Origin of the sequence: Cryobacterium sp. TMS1-13-1, from assembly GCF_004403125.1 — a bacterium.
In the GTDB taxonomy this organism is placed as follows: Bacteria; Actinomycetota; Actinomycetes; order Actinomycetales; family Microbacteriaceae; genus Cryobacterium; species Cryobacterium levicorallinum.
In genome coordinates this window covers 41,104-55,070 of sequence record NZ_SOGX01000014.1, presented here as the reverse complement: position 1 = coordinate 55,070, position 13,967 = coordinate 41,104, and the positions used below count along the sequence as shown (strand labels likewise).

Here is a 13,967-nt window from a genome sequence, read left to right as displayed (position 1 = left end):
GAATGAGTTCAGCACCGCTGCCTCCCGAAGCGCTCGACGACTGGCTGACCGCCCTCGCCGACCGGCTCCAGCTCGATCCGGCCGACGTGCCGGTCGGCGACCTGCTCGACGTGGCCCGCGACGTGGCCCACAATGTAGCCCGGCCGGCTGCACCACTCAGCACCTTTCTGATCGGCCTCGCAGCCGCGAAGAATGGGGGTACCGGTGCCGCAATTGAGGCCGCCTGCGCGGCCGCGAGCGAACTCGCCCTCGACTGGACTCCCGAAAAACTGTGATGGCGACCCTGCGGTTCTTCGCCGGAGCGGCCGAAGCCGCCCAGACCGAAACGGCCACGCTCGATGCCGGCACGATCGGCGAGCTGCGCGCCGAGCTCGGCGAACGCTACGGCAACGAGTTCGTGCGCGTGCTCGGCCTCTGCTCGCTGCTGGTGAACGGCGCCCGCGCCGCCGATGACACCGTTGCGCTCGCGCCGACGGACACCGTTGACGTCCTCCCGCCCTTCGCCGGCGGCTAAGTACCAGGGGCTCCCCGCATAACTGCGGAGAATTTCGCCCAATGGCCCCGATCAGCCGCCGAAACAGCGATCTCCGCTCTTCTGAACGGCACCCGCGAAGTAGCGCTGTCGGCGAGGCTACAAACCGACCCAGGAGTGCGTTCCGTCGACCTCGTATTGCTTCTTCCAGATCGGGACCTCTGCCTTGACGGCCTCGACGAGGGCTTCGCAGGCCGCAAAGGCGTCGCCGCGGTGGGCGCTCGCGACCGCAGCCACGAGGGCGAGGTCGCCGACCTCGAGGTGTCCGATGCGATGACTGACCGCCAATACGACCAGCGGATGCTGCGCCAACACCCGCTCGGCAATCTCACCGATAATGCGCCCCGCGTCGGGATGCGCGCTGTAGTCCAGGCCCGTGACGCGCCCGAGCGCATCGGGATCGTGGTCCCGCACCTGTCCGATGAACGTCACCACGGCACCGTGGGAAACGCCCGAAACGGCCGAAACGTGCTCGGTGACGTCGAGCAGCGACTCGGTGACACGGGCGAAGCCGAGCGATGCGCGGCCCATACCCGAAGAATCCGCGGCCGAGAAATCCGCGTCCGACGCAGGTGCCCCCATCAGTGGTCGCCGCCGTCGAGCTGGTCGATGATGTGCCGCACGAGCGGCGCGAGTATGGCCACACCGTCCCGCACCGCGCCAACTGAACCCGGCAGGTTCACCACCAGGGCTCCGTTGTTGCCGACCGAATCGGCGATGCCGGCTAGGCCGCGGGACAGCACCGCGGTGGGAATCGTCGCGACGCTGATCGCGCGCATCCGCTCGGAAATGCCCGGAAGAATCGTGTGCAGCACCGTCGCCGTGCCCTCGGGCGTCAGGTCGCGCGCCGATACGCCCGTACCACCGGTCGTCACGACCAGGCGGGAGCCGTCAGCGAGCGCCGCCGAAATAGAGCCAGCCACACTTTCAATTCCGTCGGGGACGACCCGTGGCGGCCCGCACGGAATGCCGACCTCGCCGAGCGCATCGACGACGGCCGGGCCGGACCTGTCTTCGCGTTCGCCGCGCGAACAGCGATCAGACACGGTGATCACGACGGCCCCGAGTTCGGCCCCAAGTTTGAGCTGAGTTTTCACCGTTCTACAGTACCGCGGCCCGCCCGGGGATAACCGGATGCCGGCGACCCCCGACTCAATCACCTTGGTCGACGGCAAGCTCGATCAACAAAAGGGGTGCGACCGCGGACGCGATCGCGCCGGGCCGCCGACATCCGCTTCGCTCCGAATCATTTTTCACGGCGTTTGTGCGATGCGTCGGCACCGGCAAGCGAACAAGCTGGCTACTAAGCGGGCCTGCTGCCCGACCAACCAGCCGAGGAAACCATGTCAACCGTCTCACCACCACGCGTCACGTCCACGCTGAAGCCGGACCTCTCGAACTGGGATCCGGAAAACGAAGAGACCTGGGATTCACACCTCGCCTGGCGTACCCTGTGGATCACCACGTTCAGCATGACCCTCGGCTTCGCGGCCTGGTATCTGGTCAGCGCGATCGCTCCGCGGCTGAACGACATCGGCTTCGACCTGAGCACCAGCCAGCTGTACTGGCTCGTCGCGCTGCCCGGCCTGGCCGGTGGCCTGCTGCGCCTCGTCTTCATGTTCCTGCCGCCGATTCTCGGCACCCGCATTCTCGTCGCCCTCTCCAGTGCGCTCCTTCTGCTGCCCATGATCGGCTGGACCATGGTCGCCCGCGACGTGTCGACGCCGTACTGGGTGCTGCTCGCGCTCTCCTTCGCGGCCGGTATCGGCGGCGGCAGCTTCTCCGGTTTCATGGCTTCGACCAGCTATTTCTTTCCCAAGCGCCTCGCCGGAACGGCCCTCGGCCTGCAGGCGGGGCTCGGCAACTTCGGCATCGGACTGATCCAGCTACTCACCCCCTGGGTCGTCGGCTTCGGCCTGCTCGGCACCGCGGTGCTGACCCCGGAGAGTGACTCGAACGGCGAACTGGTCTGGCTGCACAACGGCGGCCTCGTGCTCATCCCCTGGGTGCTGCTCGCGGTCGTCCTCGCTCTCATTTTTCTACGTAAAGTGCCGATCAAAGCAAACTTTCGGCAGCAGATGGACATCTTCAAGGTCAAGCACACCTGGATCATGACACTCATCTACCTCATGAGTTTCGGCGCGTTCAGCGGCCTGGCGGCCCAAATGGGCCTCATCATCCTCAACGTCTACGGCGACTTCCCCGATGCACCCAACCCCCTCGCCTTCGCCTTCATCGGCCCGGTCGTCGGCGCCCTGGTGCGTGCGGCCTCCGGCCCGCTCTGCGACCGGTTCGGCGGTGCCATCTTCACCTTCATCGGCGGCGCCGGCATGGCCGTCGGCACCCTGGTCACGGTATTCTTCCTCACCCCGACCAGCGTCGACGAGTTCAAGGGCTTTCTCACCGGCATGATCACCATCTTCTTCTTCTCCGGCCTGGCCAACGCCGGAACGTTCAAGCAGATGCCGATGATCTTCCCCAAGCGCCAGGCCGGCGGCGCGATCGGCTGGACCGCCGCGATCGCCGCCTTCGGCCCATTCATCGTGGGAATGGCCCTCACGGCCATGAGCCCGACCACTTTTTTCATCGGCTGCACGGTATTCTGCGTGCTCTGCACGGGCCTGGCCTGGTTCTACTACGCCCGCCCGGGGGCACCCAACCCGAGCTGACGCTCGACTCCCGCCCGGAGCCCCCTCCTCCTCCAGCGGGGGGCTTCGGGTCTTTCCCGGCCCAGGGCCATACTGAAACGATGAGCACACACGACGACGCTGACTCGATCGACGATGCAGCAATCGGCGGCAGCCCGATCGGTGGCGACCCAGCCTGCTGGCTCGAACAGGTCTGCCCCGAGTGTGGCGCCTTCGTTCCGGGCGAGCTGCCCGCCACCTGCTGGCGCTGCGACACCGTGGTCGCGCCGAGCTGAAACCTGGCATCCTCTTTTAAACGGATGCCGTCCCGCCGCCCCGCGGGCAGCCACCGTTGGGCGATGGCGGTCTCGAGCGATCGCGCGGGTGATGCGCCGCTGCGCGGGAGGCGCAACACCCGCGCACTGGCGCAACTCCAGCGCGACGCGTGGCGCTGGAGTTTTGGCCAGTCCCGAACTCCCGCGCACTGGCGCAAGTCCCGCGTAGCGCGCGCAGCCGGCACAGCCGCACCTCGCCCAAACCGCCAAACCCTCGTACAGTCAGAGCACACCCCCGAGGAAGGACCACGACATGGCCGACCAGCAGAATTTTGTGATTGTGGGGGCGTCCCTCGCGGGGGCCAGCGCTGCCCGAGCCCTGCGCGAGGAGGGCTTCGACGGAGAGATTCACCTGATCGGAGCCGAAGAGCACCGTCCTTACATCCGTCCACCGTTGTCGAAGGACTACCTGGCCGGCACGGCCGAACGCGACTCCGTCTTCGTGCAGAGTGCGAGCTGGTACCCCGACCATGAGGTGCAGCTGCATTCCGGCACCCGGGCGGTGAGCCTCGACCTCAGCGCGCACCTCCTCGATACCGACGACGGCGCGCAACTGAGCTACGACCGGCTGCTCCTGACCACGGGCTCCCGGCCGCGACGCCTGACGGTGCCGGGTGCAAACCTCGGCGGAGTGCACTACCTGCGCACCCTCGACCACTCCGACCTGCTGCACTCCGTTCTGGCGGACGGCGGCAAGCGACTCGTAGTCGTGGGATCCGGTTGGATCGGCATGGAGGTCGCCGCAACCGCCCGCACCCTCGGCAACGAAGTCACTATCCTGGAACGCGGCCCGGTGCCGCTTGCTGCGGCGCTTGGCGACGAGCTCGGCGATCTGTTCGCGAGCCTGCACGAGCGCAACGGCGTGGTCATCCGCCGCTCCGTGACCGTCGAAAGCTTGGTCGGAACGGATGGCCGGGTCACCGGAGTGCTCCTGGCCGGCGGCGAAACCGTGCCAGCCGACCTCGTTCTGGTGGGCATCGGTGCGGCTCCGAACGTCGAACTCGCCGAAAAGGCCGGGCTCGCAGTCGACAATGGAATCCTGGTCAGCGCGAGCCTGGAAACCAGCGATCCCCACGTGTTCGCGGCGGGCGATGTGGCCAACGCGGAGCATCCGCTCATCAAAGCGCGACTGCGCAGCGAGCACTGGGCGAATGCCCTGAACGGCGGTACGGCCGCGGCCCGAGCGATGCTCGGTCAGAGCGTTTCGTTCGATGCCATTCCCTACTTCTATACCGACCAGTTCGACCTCGGCATGGAATATTCCGGATTCGGCATATTGACCGACGGCGCCGAGCTGGTCTACCGCGGCAACCGGGATTCCCGCGAGTTCATCGTGTTCTGGCAGCAGACCGGCCGCGTCGTCGCGGGCATGAATGTCAACGTCTGGGACGTCAATGACACCGTTCAGGCTCTGATTCGTCGGGGCGAGCCGGTCGATCCCGCTCGCCTCGCCGACGAATCCATTCCCCTCGAGTCGGTCTAGGCAGCCCCGGCTCACGCCCGCGGCAAGAGGATGCTGCCTCGCCGGTCGAGCCGCGCCAGCGGGGCTAGGCCCGCGTGTCTGCCAGCTCGCTCGGCGCAGACTCCGCGGCGTCGTCGTCCGTGAACGGCTGCTCGGTGCGCGGTGCGTTGTAGAGCGTTTCGTCCAGGATTCCCTGGCGCTTGGCCACAATCGTCGGTACGAGCGCCTGGCCAGCGACGTTGACGGCGGTGCGGCCCATGTCGATGATCGGGTCGATGGCCAGCAGCAGGCCCACCCCGGCCAACGGCAGTCCCAGCGTGGACAGGGTCAGCGTCAGCATGACGACGGCGCCCGTGGTACCGGCGGTCGCTGCGCTCCCCAGCACGGAGACGAGCACGATCAGCAGATACTGGGTGAGGTCCAGCTGAATGCCGAAGAACTGGGCCACGAAAATGGCGGCGACGGCCGGATAGATCGCCGCGCAGCCATCCATTTTGGTCGTGGCTCCGAGCGGAACGGCGAAGGATGCGTAGGCGCGGGGTACACCGAGGCTGCGCTCGGTCACGCGCTGGGTCAACGGCAGGGTGCCGATGGAGGAGCGCGACACGAACCCGAGCTGCACCGCCGGCCACACTCCGGAGAAGTACTGCCTCACGGACAGCCCGTGCGATTTGATCAGCACCGGGTAGACGACGAACAATACGAGTATCAGGCCGATGTAGATGGTGCCCGCGAACTTGCCGAGCGACCCCATGGTGTCCCAGCCGTAGACCGCAACCGCGTTGCCGATCAGGCCGATCGTGCCGAGCGGCGCGATTCGAATGATCCACCACAGCACCTTCTGAATAACCGCCAGAGCGGATGCGTTCAGGTTGAGGAAGGGTTCGGCCGCCTTGCCCACCTTCAACGCCGCGATTCCCACCACGATGGCGATGACCAAAATCTGCAACACGTTGAAGCTGATATTGGTCGTCGCGGTGCCGTCAACGACGCTGGTGCTCGCGCCCAGACCGAGGAAGTTCTTCGGGAACAACCCGGTCAAAAAAGCCCACCAATCGCCGGTTCGACCGGAGTACTGGCCGGCCTCGGCAATGCCGGTTCCGGCACCCGGTTTGATCAGAACGCCCAGGCCGATACCGATCAGAACGGCGATCAGCGCGGTAATGGCGAACCAGAGCAGGGTATTCCAGGCCAGCTTCGCCGCGTTGGATACCTGGCGCAGATTGGCGATGGAGCTGACCACGGCCGTGAAGATGAGTGGCACGACGGCCGCCTGCAGCAGCGAGACGTAGCTCGATCCGATGATCTTCAGCGTGGCGCCGAGACCGGTCGGGCTTTCTTCGATGCTACCGGTGTATTTGGCGAGCAGCCCCAGGCCCAGGCCGATAATGAGTGCGGCGATGATCTGAACGCCGAAGGAGCGTACCCATTTGGGGATTCTGCTGGTGCTGACGCGATCTGCTGAAGTCACTAGTACGACACTTTCTGTTGCCATTCGTGGTACCGCGCACGCTCGACTGCCCCGTTCCCCGGGCCGGCCAGTACTCGTCGAGGCGAGTGTTCGCGTGTGGGCGGCTCTAGCTGCAAGCCCAAATGGCGGCGCACTATTCCGCTTCGGCACATTGTGGCGATACGCCGGTTACTCCGAGAGGTACTCCGCGAGCACTCGAGCATGGTTCACGTGCGGGTCCTTGGCTCCGTAGATCAGGGTTGTGACGCCCTTGGCGATGAGCGCGCGCAACGCCGCTACCGCCACCTGGGTAGCCGCCACAGAGTCGAGTTCGGCGCGATAACGCAGCGCGAACTCGTCCAAGCGCTCCGGGTCGTGCTTCCACCAGGTGCGCAGCTTCGGCGACGGCGCGACATCTTTGAGCCACTCGTCGAGCTCGGCGCGCTCCTTCGAGACACCGCGCGGCCAGAGTCGATCAACCAGCACCCGGTATCCGTCATCAGCGGATGCCGCGTCATAGGCCCTCTTAATGCGCACCATGAAAACAGCCTACTTCCGTGAGCGTTCGAGCGGGCGCTCGCTCTTCTCCCAGCCGCGCCGCGGCGGGCGCGCCCCGGCACCGCGGGGGTCATCGCGCGAGCGGTAAACCACGTAAGGGCGAACGAGGTAGCCGAGCGGCGCCGAGAACACGTGCACCAGCCGGGTGAACGGCCAGAGCAGAAACAGCGTCGTCGCGGTGAGCACGTGCAGTTGAAAGAAGAACGGCACGTCGCTCATGAGCGAGGGATCGGGCTGAAAGCCATACAGCGAGCGGATCCACGGCGAAATCGACCCACGATAGTCGTAGCCGCCGCCGAAGATTTGGTACAGCACCGTCGCCGTGGTGCCACACAAGATCGTGCTGGCCAGGAACACGTACATGACCTTGTCCATGACCGTGGTGACGAGCAGCACCCGTTTGGTCAGGCGTCGCCGGTAGATCAAAATGGCGAGGCCGGCCACCGTCAGTACGGCCGCGAAGGTTCCCAGCCAGGTCGCGCCGAGGTGATAGATATGCTCGGTCACCCCGAAGAACTCGAGCCACGGCTTCGGGATGAACAGGCCGACGACGTGCCCGCCGATCACCATGAGAATGCCGTAGTGGAACATCGGCGAGCCCCAGCGCAGCAGTCGGTTCTCGTAGGTCTGGCTCGATCGCGACGTCCAGCCGAACTGGTCGTAGCGGTAGCGCAGCAGGTGCCCGACCACGAACACGCCGGAGGCGGCGTAGGGAAAGGCGACCCAGAGCAGGTAATCCCAGGCGGTCATACTCTCGGTACCCATTTCTATCTGGCCTCATTCGCGTGCGCGGAAAACGGCTTCAAATTGCCGAGGTAGGTCATGCCGACCGTCTCGGTCGGCGGCCCCTCGTTGACGAGGTCCAGGTAGCGTTCGCGGGTTTCATCATCGATCTCGGGCAACGACAGCGACACGGCGCGCGCCAGGTGGGCGTAGGGGCTGTCGAATTTCTCCAGCGCCGTACGCAGAACCTCGATGCCGTCGCGGTGCGCGGCGAGTAGTTCCTGAGCGATCGGCGAGTCCGACAGCGCCGAGAACTCCAACACCATCGGCAGGTAATCCGGCAGTTCGTCGGCGTCGACCTGCCAGCCGGCCGCCCGATACGCCTCGACAAAACGCACCAGCGCCATGCCGCGGCGACGAGTATCGCCGGCCGCGTAGTAGGTGAGGTACGGGCAGCACTTGCGCTTCAGATCGAAGATCGCGGTGAAATGGGTGGCGAGCTCCTGCTCGCTCCAGCCGTCGATCGCCGTGAAGAACGCGTCGAACGCCTCCCGCAGCGGGTCGGGCAGTTGAATAACGCCTGAACGCACCAGCGAAAACTGCCGCTGCCGCTGGGGCGTGGGGTAATCCAGCAGAATCGACGCCGCCATGTGCGCGATAACGCCGTGCGCGGGCGTGAGCGGCACGGCGGCCATGAACCGCGGGGCCACCTTCGGCGCCCGAAAGCCGAAATTCACCCGCGCAGCGAGTGCCGCAGGAAGGCGGGTGGCGGCGCTCATGCCGCGCTCCCGGCATCCGCTTTGGGCGGGAACATGCCCTTCGGCACCCCGCCACCATTCCAGTTGAGCAGGTTGACCCGGCCAGGGGTCACCGGGCGGGTCTTGATGAGCGGCGAGTCGCCGACCATCTGGTTGTAGTTGTCAACGGTCGCATTCAGCGGCATGCCGGGGGTGTTACCGTACGGGCCCGCGGGGCCGGCGTCGCCGCCGTTGTGGGGGCCGGCGTGCTCGCGCGGGCCGCCCATTCCGGGGCCGCCGTCATTGGAGAGTGAGCAGCCGAGCTCGTCGAGCTCCCGCGCGGTCTCAACGTGCGCCTTCGGAATGACGTAACGGTCCTCGTACTTGGCGATCGCGAGCAGCCGGTACATGCCCGTGATGGTCTCACCGGTCATGCCGACCGCGTTCGGAATGCGCTCGTCGGCCTCGTTGCCGAGATTGATGTCACGCATGTAGGCGCGCATCGCGGCGAGCTTGCGCAGTGACAGCTCGACCGGAACGACGTCGCCGGCCGAGAACAGCCCGGCGAGGTATTCCACCGGGATGCGCAGCTTGTCGATCGCGGCGAACAGGGTGCGCGCGTCTTCGCCGTCGCTGCCGGAGTTGCTCACGACGTCGACCACCGGGGACAGCGGCGGGATGTACCAGACCATGGGCATGGTGCGGTATTCCGGGTGCAGCGGCAGCGCCACCTCGAACTCGGAGATCAGCTTGTAGATGGGGCTGTTCTGGGCGGCTTCGATCCAGTCGTCGGCCATGCCCTCGGCCTTGGCGGCGGCGATGACCTCGGGATCGAACGGGTCGAGAAAACAGGCACGCTGGGCGCCCTGCAGGTCGTGATCGTTTTCGATCGAGGCCGCTTCGAGCACCGCATCAGCGTCGTACAGCATGAGGCCAAGATAACGCAGACGTCCGACACAGGTTTCGGAGCAGATGGTGGGCTTGCCCTGCTCGATCAACGGATAGCAGAGCGTGCACTTTTCGGCCTTGCCCGTTTTGTGGTTGAAGTACACCTTCTTATAGGGGCAGGCGGAGACGCACATGCGCCAGCCACGACAGGCGTCCTCATCGACGAGCACGATGCCGTCTTCTTCGCGCTTGTACATGGCGCCGGAGGGGCAGGCGGCAACACAGGCGGGGTTCAGGCAGTGCTCGCAGATGCGCGGTAGATAGAACATGAAGGTCTCTTCAAACTCCATCTTCACCTTCTCGCTCATCGTGGCGAGGATCGGGTCCGAGCTCGCGGTCTCCTGCGAGCCGCCGAGGTCGTCGTCCCAGTTGCCCGACCACTTGATGTCGATGTCCTGGCCGGTCAGCAGCGATTTCGGCCGGGCGACCGGGCTCTGCGTGCCGGCCGGAGCGGTGGTGAGCATGTCGTAGTCGTAGGTCCACGGCTCGTAGTAGTCGTCGATCTGCGGCAGGTTGGGGTTGTTGAAGATCTGCGAGAGCTTCTTCAGCCGTCCGCCGGCCTTGAGCCGCAGCCGGCCGCGCCTATTGCGCACCCAGCCGCCCTTCCACTTGTCCTGGTTTTCGTACTCACGCGGGTAGCCGATGCCGGGCCGGGTCTCCACGTTGTTGAACCAGGCGTACTCGACGCCGGTGCGGTTGGTCCACACCTGCTTGCAGGTGACCGAGCAGGTGTGACACCCGATGCACTTGTCGAGGTTCATGATCATCGACATCTGGGCCATGACACGCATTAGTAGTCCACTTTCTGGCTGCGACGACGAATCACGGTGACCTCGTCGCGTTGGTTCCCGGTCGGGCCGAGGTAGTTGAAGGCGAAGGACAGCTGGGCGTAGCCGCCGATCAGATGGCTGGGCTTTAAGAGGATGCGGGTGAGCGAGTTGTTGGTACCGCCGCGCATACCGCTGGTTTCGGCGACCGGCACGTTGATGGTGCGATCCTTCGCGTGGTACATGTACACCGTGCCCTCCGGCATGCGGTGCGACACGATCGCCCGCGCCACGACGACGCCGTTGCGGTTGTACGACTCGATCCACTCGTTGTCACGCACGCCGATTTTGTCGGCGTCCTGCGGGCTCATCCAGATGGTCGGGCCGCCGCGGGAGAGCGAGAGCATGAGCAGGTTGTCCTGGTATTCGGAGTGGATCGACCACTTCGAGTGCGGGGTCAGGTAGCGCACGGCGACCTCGGCGTGTCCGGTCGGGGCTTTACTGGTCGCGCCGACGATCGAGTCGTCGAACAGGCGGTGCATGTCGAGCGGCGGCCGAAAGATCGGCAGTTGCTCACCCAGTTCGATCATCCAGTCGTGATCGAGGTAGAAATGCTGGCGACCGGTGAGGGTGTGCCAGGGCTTCAGATGTTCGACGTTGATGGTGAAGGCGCTGTAGCGGCGACCACCGTGCTCTGAGCCGGACCATTCCGGGGAGGTGAGCACCGGGACCGGCGCGCCCTGGACATCCGGATAGGAAAACCGTCGGCCCTCGTTGTCGCTGGCGAGCTGGGCCAGCTTCACGCCGGTGCGTTCCTCCAGCTGCCGAAAACCCTGCGTGCCGAGACGGCCGTTGGTGGTCCCCGACAGCGCGAGCACCATTTCACAGGCGTGGATCGCGGTCGACAGTCGCGGACGGCCGGCGGCCGGGCCATCAACCACGAGGCCGTTCTTCTTGCCGAGGTAGGCGACCTCGACATCGGGGTTGAATTTCACACCCTTGGTGACCATGCCGAGCTTTTCGGTGAGCGGCCCGAGCGCGCCGAGCTGCGCGGCGAACGCCGGGTAGTCACGTTCCACCACGACGAGCCCCGGCATGGTGACCCCGGGAATGAGCGGCTGGTCGTTCAACACGGTGCCGTGCGGGGTGGCCATGCCATCGGGGGTGTCGTGTTGCAGGGGCGCCGCGACCAGGTCTTTGCGCACGCCGAGGTGCTTCACGGACATTTCCGAAATCTTCGCGGCGAGCACGTGAAAGATGTCGAAGTCGGTCTTGGCCTGCCACGGCGGCGCGATCGCGGGGTTGAACGAGTGAATAAACGGATGCATGTCCGTCGTCGAGAGATCGTTTTTCTCATACCAGGTGGCTGGCGGCAAGACCACGTCACTGTAAATGGTCGTCGAGGTCATGCGAAAGTCGCTCGTGACCAGCAGGTCGAGCTTGCCTTCCGGCGCACTCTCGTGCCATTTCATGGTCTTCGGGCGGCGCGCCGGCATCGATTCCACGGCGCGCACGGCGGACGGCGCCCCGAGCAGGTGCTTGAGGAAATACTCGTTGCCCTTGCCGGAGGAGCCGAGCACGTTGGCCCGCCAGACCACGAGCACCCGCGGAAAGTTCTCGGGTGCGTCCGGGTCTTCGCAGGAGAACTCGAGCGAGCCGTCCCCCAGCGAATCGACCACGTACTCGGCCGGTTCCTGCCCAGCGGCGACCGCGTCGTCGACCAGGTCGAGCGAGTTGCGGTTGAAGGTGGGGTAGCTGGGCATCCAGCCGCGCTTGGCCGATTCGACCATGGTGTCCGCGGTGGTGCGTCCCTTGAATATCCCGGCGCCGAGCGGGCTCGCGAGAGTGTCTGCGCTCAGGCCGTCGTAGCGCCACTGGTCGGTGGCGAGGTAGAAGAAGCCGGTGCCGATCATCTGGCGCGGCGGGCGCACCCAGTCCAGTCCGAAGGCGTACTGGCCGTACCCGGTGAGCGGACGCACCTTTTCCTGGCCGACATAGTGGGCCCAGCCGCCGCCATTCACGCCCTGGCAGCCGGTCATGGTGGTGAGCGCGAGAAAGGCACGGTAGATGGTGTCGGAGTGGAACCAGTGGTTGGTGCCTGCGCCCATCAGAATCATCGAGCGACCCTGCGAGTCTTCGGCGTTTTGCGCGAATTCCCGGCCGATGCGCGCGGCGGCCTGCCACGGCACCGAGGTGATCTCCTCCTGCCAGGCTGGAGTGCCGGGGGTGGAGGCGTCGTCGTAGCCGGTGGGCCAAACGCCTGGCAGGCCGTCGCGGCCGACGCCGTACTGAGCGAGCAGCAGGTCGAACACGGTCGTCACGAGCACACCGGCGACCTCGCGCACGGGTACGCCGCGGCGCACGATGCCAGCGGCGCCGGCGTGCTGTTCGCCGACGCTGTCAACATCGGGCGTTCCGTCGAAGCGGGGCAGGTCGATCGCGACAGAGCGACCGTCGTAATCGGGGGCATCCGCTACAGAAAGGAGTGGGTCTCGACCCTCGAGGTCAAGGTTCCATTTACCCTTGTCGGCCTCGCTGAACCGGTGCCCGATCGACCCGTTCGGCACGAAGGCCTCACCGTTCTCGTCGAGCATGACCGTCTTGAAAGCTGCACTTGAAACGGATGCGTCGGTTCCAGGCAGCGCGTCGGCCGTCAGGAACTTGCCGGGAACCCAGGCGTCCTGGCGCGGAACGAGCGCGATCAGGTAGGACGAGTCGCTGAACTTCTTCATATAGTCGACGAAGCGCGGGGTGCGGCGGTCGACCAGGAATTCCTTGAGCACGACGTGGCCCATGGCGAGGGCGAGGGCGCCGTCGGTTCCGGGGTGCACGGCGAGCCACTCGTCGGCGAACTTGGAGTTGTCGGCGTAGTCGGGCGAGACGGTGATGACCTTCTGGCCGCGGTAGCGTGCCTCGACCATGAAGTGCGCGTCGGGGGTGCGGGTGACGGGAACGTTGGAGCCCCACATGATGAGGTAGCTGGAGTTCCACCAGTCGGCCGATTCGGGTACGTCGGTCTGGTCGCCGAACACCTGCGGGCTGGCGACGGGGAGGTCGGCGTACCAGTCGTAGAACGAGAGCATGGTGCCGCCGAGCAGCGAGATGAAGCGGTTGCCGACGCCCTGTGACACGATCGACATGGCCGGAATCGGACTGAAGCCGACGACCCGGTCTGGGCCATAGGTTTTGATGGTGTGCACGTGGGCGGCGGCGACGATCTCGGCGGCTTCGTCCCAGCTAGCGCGAACCAAGCCGCCCTGGCCGCGGGCGCTCTTGTACTGGCGGGCAGTTTCGGGGTTGCCGGTGATCTCAGCCCAGGCCAGCACGGGGTCACCAAGGCGAGCCTTCGCTTCGCGGAAGAGGTTCAGCAGCACATCGCGCACGTAGGGGTACCGCACCCGGGTGGGCGAGTAGGTGTACCAGCTGAACGCGGCGCCGCGGGGGCAGCCGCGGGGCTCGTATTCGGGTGAATCGGGGCCGACACTCGGATAGTCGGTCTGCTGGGTTTCCCAGGTGATAATGCCGTCCTTGACGTACACCTTCCAGGAACAGCTGCCGGTGCAGTTCACGCCGTGGGTACTGCGCACCTCTTTGTCGTGGGTCCAGCGGTCACGGTAGAACGCGTCGGCGGCGCGGCCGCCGGTCTTGAACACGCTGCGCAGGTCCTCGCTGGTTTCGCCGCGGCGCAGAAAGCGGCCGAGCTTGAGCAGCGAATCGGCGACCGGACCGTCGGTACCGGGCTTGCTGGTGGTGCTGGTTGTGCGTGTTTTCACGGCTGCCCCTTGCCTGCCGGGGAATGCCGAAGCGCTATTCCCCCTCAGAACGAGC

The 13,967-nt window shown here is 65.9% G+C and carries 13 protein-coding genes; 5 read left to right on the top strand and 8 right to left on the bottom strand.

Going from position 1 to position 13,967, the window contains the following annotated elements:
• Positions 1-2: 2 nt before the first annotated feature.
• Both E3T31_RS14380 and E3T31_RS14375 read left to right on the top strand, forming a co-directional pair.
• Positions 3-275 (top strand): DUF6457 domain-containing protein, encoded by a 273-nt coding sequence (locus E3T31_RS14380; protein ID WP_134469632.1) that lies wholly within the window; start codon positions 3-5, stop codon positions 273-275.
• Positions 275-514: a MoaD/ThiS family protein gene (locus E3T31_RS14375; protein WP_134469630.1), complete on the top strand. Its 240-nt coding sequence runs from the start codon at positions 275-277 to the stop codon at positions 512-514. The genes E3T31_RS14380 and E3T31_RS14375 overlap by 1 nt, the downstream gene beginning before the upstream one ends.
• A 117-nt stretch (positions 515-631) precedes the next feature.
• Here the strand turns inward: E3T31_RS14375 and E3T31_RS14370 are convergent, their stop codons facing one another.
• Complete coding sequence (locus E3T31_RS14370; RefSeq protein WP_134469628.1) at positions 632-1,063, bottom strand: molybdenum cofactor biosynthesis protein MoaE; 432 nt, start codon at positions 1,061-1,063, stop codon at positions 632-634.
• 50 nt (positions 1,064-1,113) lie between these two features.
• Positions 1,114-1,629, bottom strand: coding sequence for a molybdenum cofactor biosynthesis protein B (locus E3T31_RS14365; protein WP_134469626.1), 516 nt, complete (start codon positions 1,627-1,629; stop codon positions 1,114-1,116).
• 246 nt (positions 1,630-1,875) lie between these two features.
• Between E3T31_RS14365 and E3T31_RS14360 the strand changes: the two genes are divergently transcribed.
• The 3 genes from E3T31_RS14360 to E3T31_RS14355 all read left to right on the top strand — a co-directional run bounded on the left by E3T31_RS14360 (position 1,876) and on the right by E3T31_RS14355 (position 4,977).
• Positions 1,876-3,201, top strand: a complete 1,326-nt coding sequence (locus tag E3T31_RS14360) for an MFS transporter (protein WP_134469624.1) — start codon at positions 1,876-1,878, stop codon at positions 3,199-3,201.
• 80 nt (positions 3,202-3,281) lie between these two features.
• Positions 3,282-3,455 carry a hypothetical protein gene (locus E3T31_RS17910; RefSeq protein ID WP_166788515.1) on the top strand — a complete coding sequence of 58 codons (174 nt, stop codon included), beginning with the start codon at positions 3,282-3,284 and terminating at the stop codon, positions 3,453-3,455.
• 292 nt (positions 3,456-3,747) lie between these two features.
• Complete coding sequence (locus tag E3T31_RS14355) at positions 3,748-4,977, top strand: NAD(P)/FAD-dependent oxidoreductase (protein WP_134469622.1); 1,230 nt, start codon at positions 3,748-3,750, stop codon at positions 4,975-4,977.
• Between the two features lie 64 nt (positions 4,978-5,041).
• On the opposite strand, the gene E3T31_RS14350 is transcribed toward E3T31_RS14355, so the two are convergent.
• From E3T31_RS14350 to E3T31_RS14325, 6 genes are all read right to left on the bottom strand, one after another.
• Positions 5,042-6,427, bottom strand: coding sequence for a dicarboxylate/amino acid:cation symporter (locus E3T31_RS14350; protein ID WP_370304624.1), 1,386 nt, complete (start codon positions 6,425-6,427; stop codon positions 5,042-5,044).
• Positions 6,428-6,595: 168 nt separating this feature from the next.
• Entirely contained in the window at positions 6,596-6,946 is a 351-nt protein-coding gene (locus E3T31_RS14345) for a DUF488 domain-containing protein (protein WP_134469619.1), read from the bottom strand.
• Between the two features lie 9 nt (positions 6,947-6,955).
• Complete coding sequence (narI, locus tag E3T31_RS14340; RefSeq protein ID WP_241978005.1) at positions 6,956-7,729, bottom strand: respiratory nitrate reductase subunit gamma; 774 nt, start codon at positions 7,727-7,729, stop codon at positions 6,956-6,958.
• A gap of 2 nt (positions 7,730-7,731) precedes the next feature.
• Positions 7,732-8,466: a nitrate reductase molybdenum cofactor assembly chaperone gene (gene narJ / locus E3T31_RS14335; protein WP_241978004.1), complete on the bottom strand. Its 735-nt coding sequence runs from the start codon at positions 8,464-8,466 to the stop codon at positions 7,732-7,734.
• Positions 8,463-10,163, bottom strand: a complete 1,701-nt coding sequence (gene narH, locus E3T31_RS14330; RefSeq protein ID WP_134469615.1) for a nitrate reductase subunit beta — start codon at positions 10,161-10,163, stop codon at positions 8,463-8,465. Before narH ends, narJ begins: the two co-directional genes overlap by 4 nt.
• Positions 10,163-13,912 carry a nitrate reductase subunit alpha gene (locus E3T31_RS14325; RefSeq protein WP_134469613.1) on the bottom strand — a complete coding sequence of 1,250 codons (3,750 nt, stop codon included), beginning with the start codon at positions 13,910-13,912 and terminating at the stop codon, positions 10,163-10,165. The genes narH and E3T31_RS14325 overlap by 1 nt, the downstream gene beginning before the upstream one ends.
• Positions 13,913-13,967 lie beyond the last annotated feature (55 nt).

Coding starts and splice junctions, on each gene's coding strand:
- E3T31_RS14380 (WP_134469632.1), top strand. CDS start 3: ATGAGTTCAGCACCGCTGCCTCCCGAAGCGCTCGACGACTGGCTGACC.
- E3T31_RS14375 (WP_134469630.1), top strand. CDS start 275: ATGGCGACCCTGCGGTTCTTCGCCGGAGCGGCCGAAGCCGCCCAGACC.
- E3T31_RS14370 (WP_134469628.1), bottom strand. CDS start 1,063: ATGGGCCGCGCATCGCTCGGCTTCGCCCGTGTCACCGAGTCGCTGCTC.
- E3T31_RS14360 (WP_134469624.1), top strand. CDS start 1,876: ATGTCAACCGTCTCACCACCACGCGTCACGTCCACGCTGAAGCCGGAC.
- E3T31_RS17910 (WP_166788515.1), top strand. CDS start 3,282: ATGAGCACACACGACGACGCTGACTCGATCGACGATGCAGCAATCGGC.
- E3T31_RS14355 (WP_134469622.1), top strand. CDS start 3,748: ATGGCCGACCAGCAGAATTTTGTGATTGTGGGGGCGTCCCTCGCGGGG.
- E3T31_RS14345 (WP_134469619.1), bottom strand. CDS start 6,946: ATGGTGCGCATTAAGAGGGCCTATGACGCGGCATCCGCTGATGACGGA.
- narI (WP_241978005.1), bottom strand. CDS start 7,729: ATGGGTACCGAGAGTATGACCGCCTGGGATTACCTGCTCTGGGTCGCC.
- narJ (WP_241978004.1), bottom strand. CDS start 8,466: ATGAGCGCCGCCACCCGCCTTCCTGCGGCACTCGCTGCGCGGGTGAAT.
- narH (WP_134469615.1), bottom strand. CDS start 10,163: ATGCGTGTCATGGCCCAGATGTCGATGATCATGAACCTCGACAAGTGC.